This is a genomic window from Parvimonas sp. oral taxon 393 str. F0440, assembly GCA_000223315.2.
Taxonomy (GTDB): domain Bacteria; phylum Bacillota; class Clostridia; order Tissierellales; family Peptoniphilaceae; genus Parvimonas.
In genome coordinates this window covers 265509-288429 of record AFUS01000005.1, presented here as the reverse complement: position 1 = coordinate 288429, position 22921 = coordinate 265509, and the positions used below count along the sequence as shown (strand labels likewise).

Here is a 22921-nt window from a genome sequence, read left to right as displayed (position 1 = left end):
TAAACAGAAATATATTAAACAAACAAATAAGTATGGCTGTGATGGCTAGGAGGATACACCTGTTCCCATCTCGAACACAGAAGTTAAGCTCTTAAACGTCGAAGGTACTAGTACATCTCGTATTGGGAGAATAGAAAACAGCCAAACAAACCACTCGAAAGAATGGTTTTTTGTTTATTTAAAATGATTTTTTTATTGTGAAAGCTCGCAGAGCTTAACAAAAAAATAATAAATTAAGTATGGTTGTGATAGCTAAGAGGATACACCTGTTCCCATCTCGAACACAGAAGTTAATGACCTAACAGCAATCTATGATTGCGTCGTAGGTCAGATACTAAGAAACTCCATTTGTGAAACAAATGGTAAGTTTCGACAGTGAAAGCTCGTAGAGCTTAACAGCAAAATTAAACAAATAAGTATGGCTGTAATTGCTAAGAGGATACACCTGTTCCCATCTCGAACACAGAAGTTAAGCTCTTAAACGTCGAAGGTACTAGTACATCTCGTATTGGGAGAATAGAAAACAGCCAAACTCCTAGGTAGCTCAATGGTGGAGCACCCGGCTGTTAACCGGTAGGTTGTGGGTTCGAGCCCCACCCTGGGAGCCAATTATGCCGGGGTGGCGGAACTGGCAGACGCACAGGACTTAAAATCCTGCGATGTTAACTCATCGTACCGGTTCGATTCCGGTCCTCGGCACCAGTTTTGAGGCCCCATGGTCAAGCGGTTAAGACATCGCCCTTTCACGGCGGTAACCCGGGTTCGAATCCCGGTGGGGTCACCACTTAATTTTATGTGGCGGAGTAGCTCAGTTGGCTAGAGCATGCGGTTCATACCCGCAGTGTCAGGGGTTCAAATCCCTTCTCCGCTACCATTTTTTTATTGGGTTTATATTTGGGCGCATAGCTCAGTTGGGAGAGCATCTGCCTTACAAGCAGGGGGTCATAGGTTCGAGCCCTATTGTGCCCACCAAATACGGCCTGGTAGTTCAGTTGGTTAGAATGCTAGCCTGTCACGCTAGAGGTCGTGGGTTCGAGTCCCATCCAGGTCGCCAATTATTATGCTGGTGTAGCTCAATTGGTAGAGCAACTGACTTGTAATCAGTAGGTTAGGGGTTCAAGTCCTCCCACCAGCTCCATATATGCGGGAGTGGCTCAGTGGTAGAGCATCGCCTTGCCAAGGCGAGGGTCGCGAGTTCGAATCTCGTCTTCCGCTCCAAGAACTCAGAATTTATTCTGAGTTTTCTATTATGTGCCATTAGCTCAGCTGGATAGAGCGTTTGGCTACGGACCAAAAGGCCAGGGGTTCGAATCCTCTATGGCACGCCAAATAGAGTAATTACATTAATGTAATTACTAAACTTTAGATAAAGAATCAAAATATTTGGTTCTTTTTTTATTGTGAAGAAATAATTTTCCATATTATTTTATTTTTTATATATTTTTTAAGTTCTTATACTAAAATGTGGGTATAATATATAAACTAACAATGATTATCTATTATTTGATATAGAATTTGCTTTTTTATTTTATTATATGTAATGCTATCATTAAATTCTACTTTAAGTCCTAGGTCTTTATATGATAAAATTTATACATATCAAATTATGAATTAATGTCATTTTATATTGAATTTTTTTAGCTTTAATGGTATAATTGTTAGGACATTATTTAAGGAGGCGATTTTATGAAACCAGTAATTGGTATTTCAGGAAGTATTTTAATTAGTAAAGGTAATACTTTTTCAGGTTATAGAAGATCATATGTAAATCAAGATTATGTTGAAGCTATATTAAGAGCCGGTGGTATTCCTTTTATAATTCCATTTAACGAAGATTTGGAAAGTATAAGAGAAATGGTTCAAAATGTTGATGGTATTATTTTATCAGGTGGTCATGATATAGATCCATATAATTATGGAGAAGAACCACTACTAAAAATTGGTGAAGTATTTCCGGAAAGAGATGTTTTTGATATGGAGATCTATAAGACAGCTGTAAGTCTAAAGAAACCTGTTTTTGGTATCTGTAGAGGATATCAAATGATTAATGTTATAAATGGAGGAACTTTGTATCAAGATTTATCTTATGCAGATTTTGTTAAAATTAAGCATAATCAAGGGGATAATCCTGCTCAAGCTACTCATTTTGTAAAATTTGAAGAAGGAACTTTCTTAAGAAATATTTTGGGTGAAAAATATAAAGTAAATAGTTTCCATCATCAAATATTAAAAGATGTTGCTCCTGGATTTAAGGTTGTTGCAAAGAGTGATGATGGAGTGGTTGAATCTATTGAAAAAATTACAGAAGATTGTTTTGTAGTGGGAGTACAATGGCATCCGGAAATGTTGTCAGTAAAACATTTAGATTCTCAAAGAATTTTTGATGAATTTGTAAAGAATGTTGAAAAAAGAAAAATAAATAGTTTTAATAATGTTAAAACTATGAAGGAGGAATTATTTAATGGATAAGAAAAAAATGGGATTTTGGTCAATAGTTCTTTTGACTATAAATTCAATAATTGGAACAGGTATATTTTTATCACCTGGTAGTGTTGCTAAATCAGCCGGTACTCAGGCTCCAATGATTTATTTAGTAGCTGCTGTTTTTACTTCTATGCTGGCTATTACTTTTGCTTCTGCTGCAAAATATGTTTCAAAAAGTGGAGCAGCTTATGCTTATTCTAAAGCAGCTTTTGGAAATACTATAGGACAATATGTAGGTGTTACAAGAGTTATTGCTGCAAGTATAGCTTGGGGAACAATGGGAACATTCGTTGTTAGAACTACTTTAAAAATATTTGGATTAGATTCTGCTAATTTAACTTATGTTACAATAGGTTTTTTAGTTTTAATGTCAATTCTATTATTAATTAATATTTTTGGTACTAAACTTTTAACATTAATTAGTGATATCTCTACAATAGGAAAAGTTTTAGCTTTAGTAGTTACTATTATAGCCGGTGTTGCAATTTTAATTTATACTGGAGAATCACATTTGTCTGAATTAAGTTTATTAAAAGCTAAAGATGGAACTCCTTTGATTAAAGAAATGACAACTACTACTTTTGTAACTGCTGTAATTGCTGCTTTTTATGCGTTCACTGGATTTGAATCAGTAGCAAGTGGTTCACAAGATATGGAAGAACCGGAAAAGAATTTACCAAAAGCGATTCCTTTAGCAATTGGTATTATTGCTGCTATTTACTTTGGAATAGTTTTAGTAGGTATGCATGTTAATCCGGTTGCTTTAGTTCAATCAAAAGAAGTTGTTGTTTTAGCTTCAATTTTCACTAATCCTATATTAGAAAAAGTTGTAGTTTTAGGAGCTTTAGTTTCAATGTTCGGTATAAATGTAGCTGCATCTTTCCATACACCACGTGTTTTAGAAGCTATGGCAAAAGAAAAACAAGTTCCTGAAATTTTCGCAAAGAGATTATCAAATGATTTACCATTACCTGCATTTTTATTTACAGCTATCTTTGCAATAATTATTCCATTAAGTTTTAGATATGATTCAACAGGAATAGCAATTATAAGTTCAATTTCACGTTTTGTTCAATTTTTAATTGTGCCTTTAGCTGTTGTAATTTTCTATTTTGGAAAATCAAAGGAAACTGTTTTAGATACAAAGAAGAGTATGGTTACTGATGTTATTATTCCTTTAATAGCATTATTACTTTCTATTTTACTTCTTGTGAAATTTAATTGGAAAGGACAATTTTCAGTTAAGGATAGTACAGGTGAACTTGTAACAAATGTTAAAGCAATTATATCTATGGTAGTTGGTTATGTTGTTTTACCAATTATAATGTTTATTTATACTAAAACAAAAAAGAAGTTAAGTAATTTATAGTTATAGAGTAAATTAACTAAATTCTTTTTAATTATTGAATAAAAAAGCTTAAAATTTATAAAAATAGAGAAGAATTTATTTCTTCTCTATTTTTTATTAAAAGTTTATGGTAAAATATATTAGAGGTGATTTTATGAAGAATAAATTTTTTAATATAAAATATATCATAGAAAGAGTTTTAATCGTATTTTTAATTTCAGTTTTAAGTTTTAACTTTATTTCTAAAAATTCTTTTGCAGATAATAATTTTGATAGGGCAAATAGGATTTATGATATGGACTATAGAAGCTTTTTTATAGGAAATATTGTTGAAGATTCAAATGGGAAATTTAAAGTTAAAGTTACTACAATATTTTTAGGAGAAAATCTTGATGAAATAGAAGTTCCAAAATTTAAAGAATACAGTTATAGTAGATTAATTCCTGCAAAAGGAGATTATTTTGTTGGTATTTTAAAAAAAGATAATACTTTAGATTTAACATGGATTTTTAAAGCCACTTCCGGAAATTATGAGACTCTATTTTTAGCAAATGACAAAGATCCCCATAATGCTGAGGTTAAATTATTTCAAAATATGATAAATAAAGGAGAGTATGTTCCCAATCTTGATGAAATTGAAAAAATAAAAGATTGGAAGCCAATAAATATGCTAAGCCTAAAGATGATTTTAGTAAAAACTATGATGAATTGACAGAAGAAGAAAAAAAACAAAGAATAGAAGCAGTTAATGAAAAATCCGAAGAAGATTATAAGAAAAGAATGGAAGCTATTTCAGATTTTGTAAAAAATCCTGTTATGTTGATTGTTCCCGGTATTTTGTTTTTGTTGATTTTTTATGTTGTCCGTTCAAAAAGGAAATTTTTAAAAGAAATGGAAGAACGTATTAATGATGACTACAACGATGAAGATTAATTCTATAAATAACGATTATGAAGCAAAGAGATTATTAAATTTTAGTATTAAATTTTCTTACTATTTGCTTTACAATGGAGGAGAAGTTTATAGAGTGGAGGATAGTATAAATAGAATTTGTAAATCTTTTAAAAATATTAAAGCTGTAAATACTTTTGCTTTAAGTAATATGGTTATGATTTCATTTGTATATAATGGAACAAATTATACAAGTATGAGAAGATTAAATGATTCAGGAAAAAATTTAGAAAAAATTGCTTTATTAAATGATTTGTCAAGAAATATTGTTTCAGGCAAAGTTGATATTGATGAAGCTTTTATAGAATTAAAAAATATTAAAAATAGGAGTTCTTACAGTAATGTAGCTACTGTTTTGTTAATTACTTTGTCCGCTCCGTTTTTAGCATTTATTTTTGGTGGAACTTTAGGTGATTTTATTCCTGCATGTATTGCTATGCTTGTTGAGATGTCGTTTATAATTTATATTGAAAAATATAGATTGCCTTCATTTATAGCAACTTTTTTATCTGCAAGTGCAGTAGCTCTTTTTGTTATGACTATGTCAAGACTTGTTCATATAGAAAATTTATCAAGTATTATGATTGCATCAATTGTTCCGCTTTTTCCCGGAATACAGATAACTAATTCAATGAGAGATATTTTATCAGGAGATATTTTGTCCGGAATAATAGGTATAATGTCTGCAATATTTACAGCAGTTTCTATTGCAGTAGGGGTTGTTTTAGTTCTTAGACTTTTTGGATAGGTGGTTTTATGGATTTATTTTTAAATATTATTTGTGCTGTTGTTTCGAGTATTGCATTTTCAATTTTTTTTATAGTTCCAAAAAAAGCAATAATTTATTGCACAATCACAGGAACTATTAGTTGGATTGTTTATTATTTTTGTAGTAAACATTTGGGTAATTCAGTCAGTAATTTAATTGCATCTGTAGTTGTCGGACTTTTTGCAGAGTATTTTTCTGTAAAATTGAAAATGCCGTCTACGGTATTTATGTATATTGGAATTGTAATGTTGGTTCCCGGATATAGAATGTATCATACTATGGAATATTTTGCAAAGAATCAGTATTTATTAGCTTTAGATAGTGGAATAAGCACTGTTGCACATGCAGGCTCTATAGCGATTGGGGTTTTGATTTCTGCAATATTTTCCAAATCTATCAAGAGAGTTAAATTTGATAGAGTTAGTAAAATTAACGAGATAACAGAAAAAATAGGAGAATTTTCAGAAAAATAAAAATTTTTATTTAATATACTATTTAGAATTCAAATCAACTTATTTATGAAAAATTTTTGTAAAAAGGTTGATTTTTTTAATTAAATAATGTATAATACTTAATGTTGTTTTATGGGAGTAGATGAGTTCTGGTGTGCTCTCTGGTCTTCAAAACCAGCATAAGGAGTTTGTAGCTTCTTAGGTGGGTTCGATTCCCACATATTCCCGCCAATTTTATTTTTATAAAATTTAATTTAGCACTTGACTATAATTATATAATGAAGTATAATTAAGTAAAGAAATAAATAAAAAAGTGGAGGTATGTTATGTCAAATTTAAAAAATTACAATCAAAACAATTGGATGAGTTTTTTGAAGCAATATTAATGTTGAAAACTAAGGATGATTGTTATGCTTTCTTTGAAGACGTTTGTACTTTGCGTGAATTAAATTCTATTTCTCAAAGATTGGAAGTTGCTAAACTTTTAAAGATTAGAAAAACTTACAATGAAATAGAACTTGAAACAGGAGCATCAACAGCTACAATTAGTAGAGTAAATAGATCATTACAATTCGGTGCAGAAGGTTATGAGTTAGTTCTTGATGCATTAATTGCTAAAGATTTAAAGGGTAAGAAGTAATTATATTTAGTTTTAATAGATACTATTTTAAAATAGTATCTATTTTTTTGCTTTTAAAAAGATTTTTATTATTACTTTTAAAATTTATTGAAATATTAAATTTACAATGCTATAATATAATTGTTAAAATTAAATTTTTAAGGGGGTAATTATTATGATTAATGAAAGAATAAGTAAGTTGAGAAAAATGATGGCTAAAAGAAATATAGATGCCTATATTGTACCTAGCTCAGATCCTCATCAATCTGAATATTTAGCAGATTATTATAAAACTAGAGAGTTTATAACTGGTTTTACAGGTTCTGCAGGAACTGCTGTTATTACTAATAAAAAGTCAGGATTATGGACTGATGGAAGATATTTTATTCAAGCAGCAAAAGAATTGGCTGTAGGAGAAGTAGAACTTTATAAAATTGGTGTTCCTGAATCAATTTCTATTGAAGAGTTTTTATTACAAGAATTTCCAAATAGAGGAAGAATTGCTTTTGACGGTAATAATACTTCTGTTGCAGAATATGAAAATTTAATAAAAAATTACCTAATTTTGAATTTATAACTGATGTTGATTATGTTGGAGAAATTTGGAATGAAGAAGGTCGTCCTGCAAAACCTGATAGTAAAGTTTATATTTTTGATGAAAAATATTCAGGAGAATCAACTTCAGATAGAATAGCAAGACTTAGAGAAATGATGAAGTCAAAAGGAATAGATTATCATTTTATCGGATCACTAGATGATATAGCTTATGTTTTAAATATTAGAGCAAATGATGTTCAATGTAATCCTGTTGTAATTTCATATTTATTGGTTTCTGAAAATTCATGTAATTTATATATCGATAAATCTAAGTTATCACAGGAAGTTGCAGATTATTTGAAAGAAAATAATATTTCAATTAAAGCTTATGAAGTTATAGCAAGAGATATTTCTGATATTGAGGCAAAGAAAACTTTATATTTAGAAACAAAAAAGACAAATGTAGCAGTTTATTCATCAATCGGAAGAGGAGTAAATGTTGTTACAGGCTTAAATCTTACTTCAATAATGAAATGTCATAAAAATGAAATTGAAATAAAAAATACTAAGAATGCATTCATTAAAGACGGAGTTGCATTGGTTAGATACTTAAATTGGTTGGAAACAGGTGTTTCAACAGGAACTATAACTGAAATGATTGCATCAGAAAAATTATTGGAATTTAGAAAACAACAAGATTTATTTATTGAAGACAGTTTTGAATCAATTTCCGCTTATGGTGCAAATGCTTCAATGCCACATTATAAACCAAGTCACGAACATCCTGTAAAGGTTGAACCAAGAGGATTATATTTAATAGACAGTGGTGGTCATTATTTAGACGGAACAACAGATATTACTAGAACTGTTGCGCTTGGAGAATTAAAACCGGAAGAAATTTATCACTATACTTTGGTTTTAAAGGCACATATTGCTTTAATGGAAGCTAAGTTCTTAGAAGGAACAAATGGTGGATATTTAGATGCTTTTACCAGATATAATCTATGGAAACAAAGAATTAACTTCAATCATGGAACAGGACATGGTGTTGGTCATGTACTAAATGTTCATGAAGGACCTCAAAGAATAGGTACTGCCGGAAATGAATATCCAATGGAAGTTGGAATGGTAACTTCTGACGAACCGGGCATCTACATTAGCGGTAGCCATGGAATTAGAATTGAAAGTATAATGGTTTGTGTTAAAGATGAAATGACTGAATTTGGTCAATTCTTAAAATTTGACAATTTAACAGTTGTACCTATTGATACAAGACCTGTTGATAAATCATTAATGAGTGAAGAAGAAATTACTTGGTTAAATGATTATAATAAGATGTGTTATGAAAAATTATCTCCATATTTAAGTGGACATGATTTAGAATACTTAAGAGAACAATGCAAGGAAATTTAAGAGAATTTGATATAAATTATGAATTAAAAAAACTACCCGATTTACCGGGAGTTTATATAATGTATGATAAGGATGACAATATTATTTATGTTGGAAAGTCCGTTTCTTTAAAGAATAGAGTTAGGTCATATTTTACTACAAATCACAAATACAAAAAAGTTCAATCTATGGTAGAACATATTCACAGATTTGAATATATAATTGTAAATAACGAAACGGAAAGTTTAGTTTTAGAAGCAAATCTGATTAAGAAAAATAGACCTAAGTATAATATAAATTTAAAGGACGACAAACAGTATCCTTATATAAAAATTACAAATGAAAAATTTCCTAAAATTTTAAAAGTTAGAGATGTAAAGGATGATAAGGCTCAATATTTTGGGCCTTTTCCTACAATTTCAGACTTGGAAAAATTGATGGAATTATCAATATTGATTTACAATATTAGAGATTGTAAATTAAATTTTGACAAGGGAAAATTTTTACAAAGACCTTGTATGAGCTATTATTTGGAAAGATGTTCAGCACCATGTACTCAAAATATAGACAGAGAAAATTATAATAATGATGTTAAAAGAGTTATTAAGTTTCTTTCAGGAGATACAACTGAGATAAAAGAAATTTTACTAAATAGAATGAAACAGGCATCAGCAAAAGAAGAATATGAACTTGCGATGAAATATAGAGATTTCTTAAGTGAAATTGATTATTTATTTACTAAGCAGATTTTTAATATCAAGAAATTTAAGGAGTATCATTTGATTTCTTATGCTTATGCTGAGAATATTTTGGTTGTTGCAATTTTTATTGTAAATGATGGACTTGTAGTTGATAGAAAACATTTCATTGTTGAAAATATTTTGGACTTGGAAGTTGAAGAGCTATTCTCAAATGTTATAAGGCAATTTTACATAAGTCATCATAACAAGGTTAAAGAAGTATATATTGATTATTCGGATGAAAAATTTTTGAATGAGATTTCGTTATTCTTATCAAATATTTTCTCTGAAAATTCAATTTCTGTAAAAAATCCAAAAAAAGGTGTAAAATTTGATCAAATGAAGATTTTACAAAAAAATGCAAATGAAATTTTAACTAAACATATTTTTGATAGTAAAAATATAAATATAAAATATTTAGAAGCTATTAATTATCTTAAAAATATTTTAGAAATTGACAATTTAAATAGAATTGAATGTTATGATATTTCAAATATTTCTGGAGATTTTAATGTCGGAAGTATGGTAGTCTATAAAAATGGTTTTAAGAGTTCTAAAGATTATAGAAAATTTAAGATAAAGACAGTTATAGGGCAAGATGACTACTCAAGTCATAGAGAAATGCTTACAAGAAGATTTAACAGATTTTTAGATGAAAAAATAAATTCCGTTGGAAGCAGTTTTTCTGAAATGCCTGATTTAATTTTAATGGACGGTGGAAAGGGACATGTAAATGTAGCAAAGGAAGTTCTTTTGGAGAAAAATTTAGATGTTCCGGTTATAGGACTTGTTAAAAATGACAAACATAGGACTAAAGGAATAATTTTTGAAGATAATTATATCGAGTTGGATATAAATACTAATATATATAGGTTTTTATTTGACATTCAAGAAGAGGTTCATAGATTTGCTATAAACTATCATAGAAGTTTACAGAATAAAAAATTACAAAATTCTGTTCTTGATGAGATAAAGGGAGTCGGAGAAGTGAAAAAGATTAAACTATTATCCCATTTTGGAAGCATTTCTGCAATAAAAAAGGCAAGTATAGAAGAGCTTCTTATGGTTGATAAAATGGATAATAAAACTGCTAAAAATATTTTTGAATTTTTTAATAATGAGGGATAATATGAAAAAAAGTGTTCTATTAAAAGATCTGGTTGAAAAACTTGGGATAGAGATTGTTTATAAGAGTGATGATTACGATAAGATAGAAATTGATTTTAATGAAGTTAACAGACCCGGTCTTCAGTTATGTGGCTTTTTTGATAATTTCGCATATAAAAGAATTCAAATAATCGGTCAGCCGGAGCATGAATATTATAATAAATATTTACCATTTGACGAAAGAAGAAATATTTTTGATAAAATTTTTTCTTATTCAATTCCTGCTTTGATTTACAGTTATGGAATTAGCATACCTTATGAAGTTTATTCTTTGGCAAAAAAACATAATAGAACGCTTTTAAGAGTAGATTATGGAACTACAAAGCTTATTTCTAATATGAATGTTTTTTTGGAATTTGCTTTAAGTGAGGAAATTAGAATTCACGGCGGATTACTTGAAGTATTCGGTATGGGAATTTTAATAATTGGAAAGAGCAGTATAGGAAAGAGTGAAACAGCTTTGGAACTTATTTCTAATGGACATAGATTGGTCGCGGATGATGCTGTCGATATAATAAAAATAGACAATAAGCTCTATGGAGAATCTCCTGAAAACATTCGACATTTCCTGGAGATAAGAGGGCTTGGAATTTTAGATATTGAAAGATTATATGGTTCTGGAGCAATAAAGAGATCTACTGAAATTGATTTTGTAATTGAACTTGAGAATTGGGTAGAAGATAAGGAATATGACAGATTAGGTCTTGATGATAATTTTAAAAATATATTGGGAATTGAACTTCCATATATTGTAATTCCGGTAAAACCGGGTAGAAATATAGCTTTAATTGTTGAGGTTGCAGCAAGAAATATGCGTCAAAAGATGTATGGATATAATGCTGCAGAGGAACTAAACAGGCGAATAATGGAAGAGATAAAAAATAAATCAAAATAGGTGGTAAAAATGTTATTTAGTAAATTAAATTGTGTTGTAAGATATGAAGAACCTTTAAAAAATCATACAACATTTAAAATAGGCGGTAATTGTATAGCTTTAATTGAGCCTAGAGAAGTTTCCGATATTGTTGAAGCTATAAAAATATGTAGAGAAAATAATATTAAATTCTTTGTAATTGGAAATGGATCAAATTTACTTGTTCCGGACGAAGGTTATAATGGAGTTATAATAAAATTAAAGAGTGAATTTTCAATGATTAAAGTTGAAGGGGAATCTTTAATAGTTAAATCGGGAGCAAAATTATCCGAAGTTTATCCGGTGGCTTATGAAAATTCTTTAACAGGTTTTGAATTTGCTTCAGGAATTCCGGGAACAATAGGTGGAGCAATCTATATGAATGCAGGAGCCTATGGCGGTGAAATGAAAGATATCGTTGAATCTGTTGAAGTTTTGGATTTAGATAATTTTGAATTGAAAGAATTAAAGAACGAAGATTTAGATTTTTCTTACAGAAAAAGTATAATTCAAAGAAAAAATTATATCATTACAAGCATAAAATTAAAATTAAAAAGGGAAATAAAGAAGAAATAAATGCTGTCTATGAAGATTTAAGAGATAGACGAAATTCAAAACAACCTTTGAATTTTGGCTCTGCGGGAAGTACATTCAAAAGGCCTGAAGGACATTTTGCATCTAAACTAATTGAAGATGCCGGTCTTAAAGGCTATCATATAAATGATGCTTGGGTTTCAGAAAAACATTCAGGTTTTATAGTTAATAAAGGAAATGCGAGTTTTAAAGAGGTCATGGAACTTATAGAGTATGTTCAAAAAGTTGTTTTTGAAAAATTCGGTGTTAAATTGGAAACGGAAGTAAGAATTTTAAAGGATTAGGTTATGGAAGCAGTTATAATTACAGGAATGAGTGGAGCAGGAAAGACATTGGCATTAAACCATTTTGAAGATATGGGTTATTATTGTATGGAAAATCTCCCTCCAAAATTTATTGTAGATTTTGTTGAATTAATTAATAATTCTACAAAGTCTATAGAAAAGTTAGCGATAGTTATTGATGTTAGAGCAAGATTTTTTGAAGACTTATCAGAAACAATTCAAAATTTGAAAAAAATGGATTGTGAATTAAAAGTTTTATTTTTAGATGCAAGTAATAGAACTTTAATAAATAGATATAAGGAATTAAGACGTCCTCATCCGGTAAATCCAAATGGAGCCTTGTCAGATTCTATAGAATTGGAAAGAGAAATGCTCAGTGAGATAAAGGATAATTCCGATATTATCATCGACACTACAAGACTTTCTGCAAGTAGCTTTAAAAATAAATTAAATACATTATTTTTTAATGGGAATAAAAAAGATTTGGTTATAAATATAGAGTCCTTCGGATTTAAAAATGGTATTTTAGTTGAAGCTGATTTGGTTTTTGATGTTAGATTTTTACCTAATCCATACTATATTGAAGAACTAAAAAGTTTAAATGGAACTAACGATGAAATTCAAAATTATGTAATGAATTTTGAAGACTCAAAGATATTTTTAAATAAGATTGTGGATTTATTAGAATTTTTAATTCCAAAGTATAAGGCTGAAGGAAAAATATGTTGACTATCGGAGTTGGCTGTACCGGTGGAAAGCATCGTTCTGTTTGTTTGGCTGAAAAAATTTATTCAGAACTTAAAAAAGAACATTCTAATGTTAATATTTCTCACAGGGATGAAAGACTATGGTAGACGATACTAGAATTGTAACCATAGGAGGAGGAACTGGAAGTTCTACTATTCTTAAAGGTTTGAAAAAATATTTTAAAGATATTACTGCAATTGTAACCGTAGCTGATGACGGTGGAAGTTCCGGAATGCTTAGAGATGATTTAGGTGTTATTCCACCGGGAGATATCAGAGCTTGTTTGATTTCTCTTGCAAATACTGAAAAATCAATGGAAAGATTGATGAAATATAGATTTAAAGAGGGAAATCTAAAGGGACAAAGTTTTGGTAATTTATTCTTAGTTGCAATGGCTGATATATATAAGGATTTTATTCTTGGAATACAAGAAACTTCAAATATTTTAGCAATAACCGGTAAAGTTTTACCTGTTACTTTGGATAATATAAAATTATTTGCAGAACTTGAAAACGGAGAAATAATTGAGGGCGAAAGTAATATAACAGCTTTAAATTTGGAAGATGAAAATAGCAGCAGAATAAATAGAGTTTTCATTTCTCCAAAATATGCTAAACCACTTAATGAAGTTGTACACGAAATTTATAATTCAGATGTAATTTTAATAGGTCCCGGAAGTTTATACACTTCTGTAATTCCTAATTTGTTAATTTCTGAAATAGGTGAAGCATTAACTAATACAAAGGCAAAAATTTGCTTTATTTTAAATGTTGTTAATCAATCAACAGAAACCTTCGATTATAAGGTTACTGATCATTTAAACGCAATTTATAAGCATTGTGAAGGAATTAAAATTGATACAATTGTTGTAAATAATGAAATAATTCCAGAAGATGTAGATATAAAATATAAAAGAAAAAGTGCAAGTCAACTGTTATTAAGTGATGAAGAGAGAGAATATTTAAAAAAATTAAAAATAAGAGTTTTAGAGGATAGTTTAATTAGTAAATCTTCAGGATACTCAAGACATAATGAAGATAAACTTGCAAGATTAATTTTAGAAAATTTTTAATAATAATTTAATTTATAATATTTAAAATTCATTAATTTTAGATTGGGTTTTTCCCAATCTTTTTTTGTTTTTATTTTAGTTAAATTGTTTAAATTTCAATTAAAATACTGGAAAGAAAGTTCATTTTATGGTAAAATAATATATTGAGTTATTATAAATTAATTATTTTAGGAGAGAGTATGAGAGATTTATATGAAATTTTAGGGGTTGAAAAAAATTGTAGTAAAGCAGAGTTAAAATCTGCATATAGAAAACTTGCAAAAAATATCATCCGGATGTTAATCCTGATAATAAAGAAGCAGAAGAAAATTTTAAAGAAGTAAATTTCGCTTATGAAATTTTAAGTGATGATAATAGAAGACAAAAATATGATACTTATGGCGAAGCAAGCTTTAATGCAAATGCAGCAGGAGGCGGAGGTTTTGGAGGCTTCTCTGATATGGAAGATATTTTTGAAAGTATTTTTGGGAATTTTGGAGGCTTCGGTGGATTTGGAGGCTTCGGATCTTCTGCAAGAAATTCAAATCGACCAAGAAAAGGAGAAGATATTGAATTTTATTTGGATTTAGATTTCTTTGAAGCAGTAAATGGTGTAGAAAAAGAATTTTTTGTAAATGTAAAAACTGTTTGTAATAATTGTTCAGGTAGTGGAGCTAAACCTGGAACTAAAAAAGTTACTTGTAAAAAATGTAATGGACGTGGAAGTATTAGAGTTCAAAGGCAAAGTTTTTTTGGAACAGTAGTTTCTGAAGAATTATGTAATGAATGTAATGGTACAGGAGAAATTGTTGAAGAAAAATGCGAAAAATGTAAAGGCAAAAAGTATGTTTTAGTCAGAAAGAAATTTACTGTTAAAGCTCCAAAGGGTGTAAATACAAATAATATAATGACTTTAAAAGGACAAGGAAATTGTGGGGAAAATGGTGGACCTAATGGAGATGTCTATGTTATTTTCAAAGTAAAATCTCATGAATTATTTGTAAGAAATGGTAATAATGTTTTTTATGAATTACCGATTTCATTCACTGAGGCAACTTTAGGAGCAGAGGTAGAAATTCCAACTTTAGAGGGAAAAGAAAAATATACTATTCCTGAGGGAACAGAGACAGGTACAGAATTTACCCTTAAAGATAGGGGAATTTCTGATGTAAACGGCTATGGGAAAGGTAATTTAACTTTTAGAGTTAAAATTATTACTCCAAAGAATTTAACTGATAGACAAAAGGAACTTTTAAGAGAATTTTCTAATGAGAGAGAAGAACATTTGACAGAGCATAAGAAAAACTTTTTTGAAAAGGTAAAGGAGCTATTTGAATAATGGATTGGACTGAAATTGAGGTTGTAGTAAAAAATAAATTTGAAGACAATATAGTTGGAATACTTTATTTATTTGATATTGATGGAATAAATATAAAAGATTCAAGAGATTATGAAGAGTTTGCAAAAGAAAAGCCTTATTGGGTAGTTTTAGATGAGGAAGATTTTGAAAAAAGTGATTTTATCACTGTTAAGACTTATTTAAAAAATGATGATGAGCTTGAAGAAAATCTTAAGATTTTACAAGAGAGAATTTCAGAATTTGAAAGAGAATACAACGAAAAAGTCATTTTGAAAATAGACTCTAAAATCAAAACTGAAGATTGGGCAAATGAGTGGAAAAAGTACTATAAACCTACAAAAGTTGGTAAGAATTTTATTATAAAGCCAACTTGGGAAGATTATAATTTATCTGAAAATGAAGTTATGATTGAGTTAGATCCCGGAATGGCTTTTGGAACAGGAACTCATGAAACTACAGCTCTATGTTTAGAAGCTCTTGAAAAAGTGGATTTAAAAGATAAAACAGTTTTTGATATAGGCTCCGGAAGTGGAATTTTATCTGTTGGAGCATTGAAACTTGGAGCAAAAAAAGTAGAAGCCGTAGATATTGATATTCTAGGTGTTGAAGCGACTTTAGAAAATGCTAAACTAAATAAAGTTGAGGATAGAATTGTAGTTCATCATGGAGATTTGTGTGAAAAATTAAATTCAAAAGCGGATGTAATAGTTGCTAATATTCTTGCACATATTTTAGTAAAATTATTAGATGATATAAGTAAATTTATAAAATCTGAAGGAATTTTCATCGGTTCAGGAATAATTGAAGAAAAGTATTCCGATGTTGAAAATGCCTTGTTAAAAAATAATTTTGAAATTTTGGAAGTAAACAAAAACAAAGATTGGGTTTGTATTATTGCAAGGAGAAAAAATGCATAGATTTTTTACTGATGAGCCTATATTGGATGGTAAAGTTAAAATATATGGAGATGACTATAATCATATAAAGAAAGTTCTTAGAATTACAGAGGATGAAAAAATTGAGGTAGTAGTTTTAGGAGAGCTTTATATTGGGAATATAGAGATTTGTGATAAGTATATTTCTGTATATAATTTGGAAAAAATTTCAGAAAATACTGAATCAAAAGTTAAAATTCATCTATTGCAATGTTTAGCAAAGGGTGAAAAAATGGATTTAATAGTTCAAAAAGCGGTTGAACTTGGAGTTTATGATATAACTTTGGTAAATTCTAAAAGATGTATCGTAAAAATTGATGAGAAAAAAGAGAATAAAAAAATTGAAAGATTGCAAAAAATTTCTTATGAGGCATCAAAGCAATCAAAGAGATTAATTGTTCCTAAAATTAATGAATTAATTCGATTTAAGGATATTATAAATTTTGTAGGAGATAATTACTTACTTGTAGCTTATGAAGAGGATAAAAATATTTCCTTAAGGGATGTAATTACGAAAATAAAATCAGAAAATTCCGGTAAAGATATATTTATTTTAATTGGCTCAGAGGGCGGTTTTGAAAGAGAAGAAATTGAATTTTTAACAAATAATGGAGCTTTCAGTATTGGACTTGGAGCTAGGATTTTAAGAACGGAAACTGCAGGCATAAATTTACTTTCAATTTTACAATATGAATTTATGTAGGAGGTTTATGAATAAAGTTAGTTTTTTAACTCTAGGTTGCAAAGTTAATCAGTATGAAACTGAGGCTATGCAGGAGTTATTTAAGAAACGAGGGTATGAGATTTGTAATGAGGATGATATATCCGATGTCTATGTTATAAATACCTGTACCGTTACAAATTTGAGTGATAGGAAATCAAGACAATTTATTTCCAGAGCAAAAAAATTAAATAAAAATGCTATTTTAGCCGTTGTAGGTTGTTATTCACAGGTTGCTCCTGATGAAATTTCTGAGATTGAGGATGTAGATGTAATAATCGGAACTAAAAATAGAGCTAAAATAGTCGATTTATGTGAAGAATCAAAGAAATCAAATTTAAAGTTTAATATCGTTTCAGAACTTACAAAAGATTGCGGTTTTGATGTATTGTCAATAGAAAATCAAGAGAGCAAAACAAGAGCATATATAAAAATTCAAGAGGGTTGTAATATGTTTTGTACATACTGTATAATTCCTTATGCAAGAGGGCCTATTAAGTCAAGACCAATTGATGATATATATGAAGAAGCTGTAAAACTTGCAAATAATGGATACAAGGAAGTTATTATCACAGGAATCCACGTCGGTTCTTACGGACTTGATTTAGGAAATGATATTAGATTAATTGATGTTATAGAAAAATTATCTACAATAGAAAATCTTGACAGAATAAGACTGAGCTCCATAGAAGCCGGAATTATTTCTAAAGATTTTTTAATTAGATTAAAGAATTGCAAAAAAGTTTGTGAGCATTTTCATCTGTCTTTACAAAGCGGTTGTGATAAGATTTTAAAACTTATGAATAGAAGATATACAACTGATATGTATAGAAAGAAAGTTTTGATGATTAAGGAAATTTTTCCGAATGTTGCTCTTACAACCGATATTATTGTAGGATTTCCCGGAGAAAATGATGAGGATTTCCAAGAGACATTAAATTTTGTAAAAGAAATAGGATTTTCTAAAATTCATGTTTTTAAATATTCAAAGAGAAAGGGAACTCCTGCTTATGATTTTAAAGATCAGGTTGACGGAAATGTGAAGAAATTTAGAAGTAATGAATTAATCCTATTATCAAAGGAAATGACGACAGAATTTTTGAAAAAAGAACTTTCAGAAAAACATGAAGTTTTATTTGAAGAAAATATTAATGGAAATAAACTTGTAGGTTATACAAGAAATTATATAAGATTTTCTGCTCCTTACAATGAAGATATGAAAAATAAAGTTGTTTATTGCAATGGCATTTCAGTTGATGGAGAAGAAATATTTGGATTAGCAAGTAAAATAAAGATTTAAAATTAGGAGGTTTATTTTGGAAAAGAAAAACTTTTATTTGACAACACCTATCTATTATCCAAATAGTAATTTACATTTGGGTCATACTTATACAACAATTGTTGCAGATGTTTTAAAGAAATATAAGCAGGCTCAAGGTTTTAATGTATTTTTTACAACTGGTACTGATGAACATGGTCAAAAATTACAAGAATCTGCTATTAAGGCAGGAAAAAAACCTTTAGAGTATATTGATCCGATAGTTGAAAGTGCAAAGGAACTTTGGAAAACTTTAGATATTGATTTTGATGCTTTTGTTAGAAGTACAGATAAAATTCACGAAAAAAATGTGAGTGAAATTTTTACAAAACTTTATGAAAAAGGAGAAATTTACAAAGGAAGTTATAAAGGTATGTACTGTGTTCCTTGTGAAGCCTTTTGGACTGAAAGCCAACTTGTTGAAGGAAATAAATGTCCCGACTGTGGTAGAGAAGTTTCTCCAAGTGAAGAAGAAACATATTTCTTTAGACTTTCTAAATATCAAGATAGACTTTTAAAATTATATGAAGAAAATCCTGATTTTATTCAACCGGAATCAAGAAAAAATGAAATGATAAGTTTCATTAACGAAGGATTAACTGATTTATCTGTTACACGTTCAAGTTTTGATTGGGGTGTTAAAGTTCCTTTTGATGAAAAGCATGTTGTATATGTTTGGATAGATGCCTTAAGTTGTTATTTAACAGGAATTGGATATGGAACTGATGAAGAAAAATTCAATAAGTTTTGGCCTTGTGATGTTCATTTAATTGGCAAGGAGATTATGCGTTTCCATGCAATTATTTGGCCTGCAATTTTAATGGCATTAGATTTACCTCTTCCAAAGAAAATTTTTGGACATGGTTGGATTTTATTTGACGATGATAAGATGAGTAAAAGTAAAGGGAATATTGTTTATGCTGAACCAATTATAGAAAGATATGGAATGGATGCATTAAGATATTTTATGCTAAGAGAATTTACTTTTGGACAAGACGGTAATTTTACTTATACAAAAATGTTAAATAGAATTAATTCAGACCTTGTAAATGATTTAGGTAATTTAGTTTCAAGATCTGTAGCAATGTGTGAAAAATATTTTGGTGGTATTGTTCCTTCTCAGACAGAATTAACAGAACTTGATAATGATTTAATCGAAATTGCTATAACTACAAGAGATAGAGTTGCAGAGTTGATGGATAAACTTAATTTTTCAATGGCTCTTGAAGAAATATGGAAATTAGTAAGAAGAACAAATAAATATATTGATGAAACAACTCCTTGGACTTTGATTAAAGAACAAAAAGAAGAAAGACTTAAAACTGTAATTTATAATTTACTTGAAAGTATTAGAATTATTTCAGGATTAATTAAGCCTTTTATGAAAGAAACTTCATCTAAAATAAATGAACAAATAGGTTACTCCGATTATTCTTATGAAGACTTAACTAAATTTGGATTACTTGAAGTTGGTACAAAAGTTTGTAAAGGTAAAAATTTATTTGACAGACTTGATATTGATAAAGAACTAGAAGTAATTATTCAAAAAAATTCTGAATTAATTGAATTTAGAAAAAGAAAAATTCAGGAGCTGATGAAGTGAAAGAAACTGTTGAAGAAAATGAACTTATAACAATTGATGACTTTGCAAAAGTTGAACTTAAAGTAGGAAAAATTTTAGAATGCGAGCCTCATCCAAAGGCTGATAGACTTTTAGTTTCTAAAATTGACATTGGCGGAGAGGTTAGGACTATTGTATCAGGAATAAGTAAATTCTATTCTGAAAAGGACCTTATAGGGAAAAAGTTATTGTTGTTACAAATTTAAAACCGGTTAATTTAAGAGGAGTTGAAAGCAATGGAATGATACTTGCTGCTTCAGACGATGAAAATTTAAGTGTATTAACTGTTTTAAATGATGTTAAAGAAGGATCAAAGGTATCATAATGAGAATAGTAGATAGTCATTGTCATATTGATGACGAAAAATTTGATTTTGATAGAGATGCTATAATTTCTAATTTTGAAGAGGATGGAATCGACTTTATAGTCGATCCTGCTTCCGATATTGCATCAAGTGAAAAAATCATTGAAATTGTAAAAAAATATGATAAAGTATATGGAGCAGTAGGAATTCATCCTCATGAAGTTGAAGATGTAACTGATGAAGATTTGGAAAAAGTTTATGAAATGTCTTTTAATGATAAAATAGTTGCTATTGGAGAGATTGGACTCGATTACTATTATGACAATTCCCCAAGAGAAAAGCAAAAAGAAATCTTTAGAAAACAGCTAGAAATTGCTGAGAAAAGAAATCTTCCTGTTATAATTCATACAAGGGATGCAATGGGAGATACTTATGACATTCTATCTGAATTTAAAGGCAAAGTCATAGGTGTAATGCATTGCTATACAGGTTCAAGCGAGATGGCAAAAAGATTTATGGAGCTTGGTTATTATATTTCAATTTCAGGGGCTGTAACTTTTAAAAATGCAGTTAATGTTAGAGATATGGTAAAAACTATTCCACTTGATAATTTACTTGTGGAAACTGACAGTCCATATTTAACTCCTGAACCAAATCGTGGAAAGAGAAATGAGCCGAAATTTGTAAGATTCACTGCTGAAAAAGTTGCTGAACTTAAAGAAATGGAATTAAATGATTTAATCTATAATACTAATAGCAATGTTAGAAATCTTTTTTCAATAGAGGATTAAAATGAAAAAAATTAAAGAAATAATAGTAGTTGAGGGGAAAGATGATATTTCAAAAGTAAAATCTGCCTTTGATTGTGATGTTATTGCAACAAATGGAACACATTTTTCTAAAAATTTGCTTAAAAAATTAAAAGAGGCAAATGAAAAGTGTGGAATAATAGTTTTTACCGATCCCGACTATGCAGGAGAAAAGATTAGAAAAAATATAAATAGAGTAATACCAAACTGTAAAAATGCATTTTTAAGTCGAAACCTTGCACTTAAAGGTGACAATGTCGGGGTTGAAAATGCAAAGGTTGAAGATATTATTGAAGCAATTGAAAATGCAAAAGTAACTGTTTTTGAAAGAAAAGATGAAATAGATTTAAGCCTTTTAACTTCTCTAGGCATTAGTGGTATGGGAAATAGTAAAGAGCTTAGAGAAAAACTTTGTGATTATTTTAAAATTGGATATTGCAATTCAAAGCAATTTATTAATAGACTAAATAGTTTTGGAATAACTGAAAGTGAATTAATTACAGCTGTTGAAAAAATTTTGGGAAAGGAAGTTTAAAATGGATTTATATAAATTATCAGTAATAAAGGAAATCTGTGATAAATTTGGTTTTTCCTTTTCCAAAAATTTTGGACAAAATTTTTTAACGGATAGAAATATTTTGGAAAAGATTGTTGAAGTTTCTGCTGTGGATAAAGAATATGGAGTAATAGAAATAGGTCCGGGTTTTGGAGTTCTTACAAAATTTTTACTTGAAAAAGCAGGAAAAGTTGTTTCAATAGAGATTGATACAAGATTGAAAGAAGTTTTAGATTATACACTTAGTGAATATGATAATTTTGAATTCGTTCAATCCGATGCTCTAAAAATAGATTTGAAAAAGCTTATTGAAGAAAAATTTATCCAAAAGAAAATAGTTGTGGTTGCAAACTTACCATATTATGTAACTACGCCAATAATAACAAAACTTTTAGAAAGTGATTTAGATTTGGAATCCATAACTATAATGGTTCAAAAAGAAGTCGCTCAAAGACTTGTTGCAGATGAAAATAGCAAAGATAATTCAAGTATTAGTATGTTTGTAAAATATTATGCTGATGCAAATATAGCTTTTAATGTTTCAAGAAATGTATTCGTTCCCGCACCTAATGTAGATAGTGCAGTTGTAAATATGAAACTTAAAAAGGAAAGATTTGAGTATGAAAAAACAATGTTCAAACTTATTAAAAATGGATTTGAAAATAGAAGAAAGACTATTTTAAATTCTTTTTGTAAATCCGGTATTGAAAAAGAGAAAATTATTAAGGTTTTAGAAAATCTAAATATAGATACTAGGACAAGAGCAGAAAAATTATCACTCGAAGATTTTAAAAACATTGCAAGAGAGTATGAAAACTTATAGCTGATTAAAACTAAAATTAGAATTATTTATACTTTTATAAGATAAAAATAATTTATACTTTGTTTAAATAAAAAATCAAAGGGTATAAATTTACTGTAAAAATATTGGAAATATTTTATAAATTAAAAAATCTATTAGGGGGAAATTAAAATGGCAAAAGTAGTGGTATATTCAAGTGATTCTTGTACTTATTGTAAACAAGCAAAGGAATTTTTAAAGGCAAATAATGTAGAATATGTTGAAAAAAATGTTTCAACAGATTTAGAAGCCAGAAAAGAATTAATGGCAAAAGGACATATGGGTGTTCCTGTAATTTGTGTTGATGATGTAGAAATGGTTGGCTTTGACAAAGCTGAATTATCAAAAGTATTAGGATTATAATATTAAATTAAAAAATTATTGGTTCAGCTCAATATGAGCTGAACC

General features: G+C 28.9%; 19 protein-coding genes, 10 tRNA genes, 2 rRNA genes and 4 pseudogenes. All 35 read left to right on the top strand.

What is annotated here, in order from left to right:
* Positions 1–31 precede the first annotated feature (31 nt).
* The 35 genes and pseudogenes from rrf (HMPREF9127_RS05835) (at position 32) to HMPREF9127_RS05665 (ending at position 22876) form a co-directional block, all read left to right on the top strand.
* Positions 32–147: ribosomal RNA gene (gene rrf, locus HMPREF9127_RS05835) — 5S ribosomal RNA — on the top strand.
* A 270-nt stretch (positions 148–417) separates the two neighbouring features.
* Positions 418–533, top strand: a 5S ribosomal RNA gene (gene rrf / locus HMPREF9127_RS05825).
* Positions 534–608: transfer RNA gene (locus HMPREF9127_RS05820), tRNA-Asn, on the top strand.
* A gap of 5 nt (positions 609–613) precedes the next feature.
* Positions 614–702 (top strand) — tRNA-Leu (locus HMPREF9127_RS05815).
* Between the two features lie 7 nt (positions 703–709).
* Positions 710–784, top strand: a tRNA-Glu gene (locus HMPREF9127_RS05810).
* A 13-nt stretch (positions 785–797) separates the two neighbouring features.
* Positions 798–874, top strand: a tRNA-Met gene (locus HMPREF9127_RS05805).
* A 22-nt stretch (positions 875–896) separates the two neighbouring features.
* Positions 897–972: transfer RNA gene (locus tag HMPREF9127_RS05800), tRNA-Val, on the top strand.
* Between the two features lie 5 nt (positions 973–977).
* A tRNA-Asp gene (locus tag HMPREF9127_RS05795) sits at positions 978–1054 on the top strand.
* Between the two features lie 8 nt (positions 1055–1062).
* Positions 1063–1138 (top strand) — tRNA-Thr (locus HMPREF9127_RS05790).
* A gap of 5 nt (positions 1139–1143) precedes the next feature.
* Positions 1144–1218 (top strand) — tRNA-Gly (locus HMPREF9127_RS05785).
* A gap of 33 nt (positions 1219–1251) precedes the next feature.
* Positions 1252–1328 (top strand) — tRNA-Arg (locus HMPREF9127_RS05780).
* A gap of 358 nt (positions 1329–1686) precedes the next feature.
* Positions 1687–2469, top strand: coding sequence for a gamma-glutamyl-gamma-aminobutyrate hydrolase family protein (locus HMPREF9127_RS05775; RefSeq protein ID WP_009449035.1), 783 nt, complete (start codon positions 1687–1689; stop codon positions 2467–2469).
* Positions 2462–3853 carry an APC family permease gene (locus tag HMPREF9127_RS05770; RefSeq protein ID WP_009448569.1) on the top strand — a complete coding sequence of 464 codons (1392 nt, stop codon included), beginning with the start codon at positions 2462–2464 and terminating at the stop codon, positions 3851–3853. Before HMPREF9127_RS05775 ends, HMPREF9127_RS05770 begins: the two co-directional genes overlap by 8 nt.
* A 133-nt stretch (positions 3854–3986) precedes the next feature.
* The gene (locus tag HMPREF9127_RS05765; RefSeq protein WP_009448545.1) at positions 3987–4544 is read left to right on the top strand and encodes a hypothetical protein; all 558 of its coding nucleotides are present in this window, start codon (positions 3987–3989) and stop codon (positions 4542–4544) included.
* Complete coding sequence (locus tag HMPREF9127_RS09380; protein WP_255261725.1) at positions 4484–4765, top strand: hypothetical protein; 282 nt, start codon at positions 4484–4486, stop codon at positions 4763–4765. Before HMPREF9127_RS05765 ends, HMPREF9127_RS09380 begins: the two co-directional genes overlap by 61 nt.
* Positions 4740–5531 carry a threonine/serine exporter family protein gene (locus tag HMPREF9127_RS05755; protein WP_255261724.1) on the top strand — a complete coding sequence of 264 codons (792 nt, stop codon included), beginning with the start codon at positions 4740–4742 and terminating at the stop codon, positions 5529–5531. The genes HMPREF9127_RS09380 and HMPREF9127_RS05755 overlap by 26 nt, the downstream gene beginning before the upstream one ends.
* Before the next feature lie 8 nt (positions 5532–5539).
* Positions 5540–6025 carry a threonine/serine exporter family protein gene (locus HMPREF9127_RS05750; protein ID WP_009448906.1) on the top strand — a complete coding sequence of 162 codons (486 nt, stop codon included), beginning with the start codon at positions 5540–5542 and terminating at the stop codon, positions 6023–6025.
* Positions 6026–6138: 113 nt separating this feature from the next.
* Positions 6139–6235: transfer RNA gene (locus tag HMPREF9127_RS08220), tRNA-Sec, on the top strand.
* An 82-nt stretch (positions 6236–6317) separates the two neighbouring features.
* A complete protein-coding gene (locus HMPREF9127_RS05745) occupies positions 6318–6644 on the top strand; it encodes a YerC/YecD family TrpR-related protein (RefSeq protein WP_009448786.1) in 327 nt (108 codons plus the stop codon).
* 154 nt (positions 6645–6798) lie between these two features.
* Positions 6799–8573, top strand: a pseudogene (locus HMPREF9127_RS05740) (aminopeptidase P family protein).
* Positions 8558–10420, top strand: a complete 1863-nt coding sequence (gene uvrC / locus HMPREF9127_RS05735) for an excinuclease ABC subunit UvrC (protein ID WP_009448763.1) — start codon at positions 8558–8560, stop codon at positions 10418–10420. The pseudogene HMPREF9127_RS05740 and the gene uvrC overlap by 16 nt, the downstream one beginning before the upstream one ends.
* Before the next feature lies 1 nt (position 10421).
* Positions 10422–11354: an HPr(Ser) kinase/phosphatase gene (gene hprK, locus HMPREF9127_RS05730; RefSeq protein WP_009448658.1), complete on the top strand. Its 933-nt coding sequence runs from the start codon at positions 10422–10424 to the stop codon at positions 11352–11354.
* 9 nt (positions 11355–11363) lie between these two features.
* Positions 11364–11948: a UDP-N-acetylmuramate dehydrogenase gene (gene murB / locus HMPREF9127_RS05725; protein WP_009448924.1), complete on the top strand. Its 585-nt coding sequence runs from the start codon at positions 11364–11366 to the stop codon at positions 11946–11948.
* 47 nt (positions 11949–11995) lie between these two features.
* On the top strand, positions 11996–12250 hold the full coding sequence (locus HMPREF9127_RS09830) for a UDP-N-acetylenolpyruvoylglucosamine reductase, C-terminal domain protein (RefSeq protein WP_009448764.1): 255 nt from the start codon (positions 11996–11998) through the stop codon (positions 12248–12250).
* Positions 12251–12253: 3 nt separating this feature from the next.
* Positions 12254–13104, top strand: a pseudogene (rapZ, locus tag HMPREF9127_RS05720) (RNase adapter RapZ).
* A complete protein-coding gene (locus HMPREF9127_RS05715; protein ID WP_009448849.1) occupies positions 13098–14069 on the top strand; it encodes a gluconeogenesis factor YvcK family protein in 972 nt (323 codons plus the stop codon). The pseudogene rapZ and the gene HMPREF9127_RS05715 overlap by 7 nt, the downstream one beginning before the upstream one ends.
* Before the next feature lie 179 nt (positions 14070–14248).
* Positions 14249–15387 (top strand): annotated as a pseudogene (gene dnaJ, locus HMPREF9127_RS05710) (molecular chaperone DnaJ).
* Positions 15387–16325, top strand: coding sequence for a 50S ribosomal protein L11 methyltransferase (gene prmA / locus HMPREF9127_RS05705; RefSeq protein ID WP_009448527.1), 939 nt, complete (start codon positions 15387–15389; stop codon positions 16323–16325). Before dnaJ ends, prmA begins: the two are co-directional and overlap by 1 nt.
* Positions 16318–17046 carry an RsmE family RNA methyltransferase gene (locus HMPREF9127_RS05700; RefSeq protein WP_009448905.1) on the top strand — a complete coding sequence of 243 codons (729 nt, stop codon included), beginning with the start codon at positions 16318–16320 and terminating at the stop codon, positions 17044–17046. Before prmA ends, HMPREF9127_RS05700 begins: the two co-directional genes overlap by 8 nt.
* Before the next feature lie 7 nt (positions 17047–17053).
* Entirely contained in the window at positions 17054–18364 is a 1311-nt protein-coding gene (gene mtaB / locus HMPREF9127_RS05695) for a tRNA (N(6)-L-threonylcarbamoyladenosine(37)-C(2))-methylthiotransferase MtaB (protein ID WP_009448660.1), read from the top strand.
* Between the two features lie 16 nt (positions 18365–18380).
* Positions 18381–20328 (top strand): annotated as a pseudogene (gene metG / locus HMPREF9127_RS05690) (methionine--tRNA ligase).
* Positions 20328–21098, top strand: a complete 771-nt coding sequence (locus HMPREF9127_RS05680) for a TatD family hydrolase (protein WP_009448782.1) — start codon at positions 20328–20330, stop codon at positions 21096–21098. Before metG ends, HMPREF9127_RS05680 begins: the two are co-directional and overlap by 1 nt.
* A 1-nt stretch (position 21099) precedes the next feature.
* Positions 21100–21651 (top strand): ribonuclease M5, encoded by a 552-nt coding sequence (gene rnmV / locus HMPREF9127_RS05675; protein ID WP_009448671.1) that lies wholly within the window; start codon positions 21100–21102, stop codon positions 21649–21651.
* Position 21652: 1 nt separating this feature from the next.
* Positions 21653–22495, top strand: coding sequence for a 16S rRNA (adenine(1518)-N(6)/adenine(1519)-N(6))-dimethyltransferase RsmA (rsmA, locus tag HMPREF9127_RS05670; protein ID WP_009448517.1), 843 nt, complete (start codon positions 21653–21655; stop codon positions 22493–22495).
* A 150-nt stretch (positions 22496–22645) separates the two neighbouring features.
* Positions 22646–22876 carry a glutaredoxin family protein gene (locus HMPREF9127_RS05665; protein ID WP_009448586.1) on the top strand — a complete coding sequence of 77 codons (231 nt, stop codon included), beginning with the start codon at positions 22646–22648 and terminating at the stop codon, positions 22874–22876.
* The last annotated feature ends 45 nt before the right edge of the window (positions 22877–22921 follow it).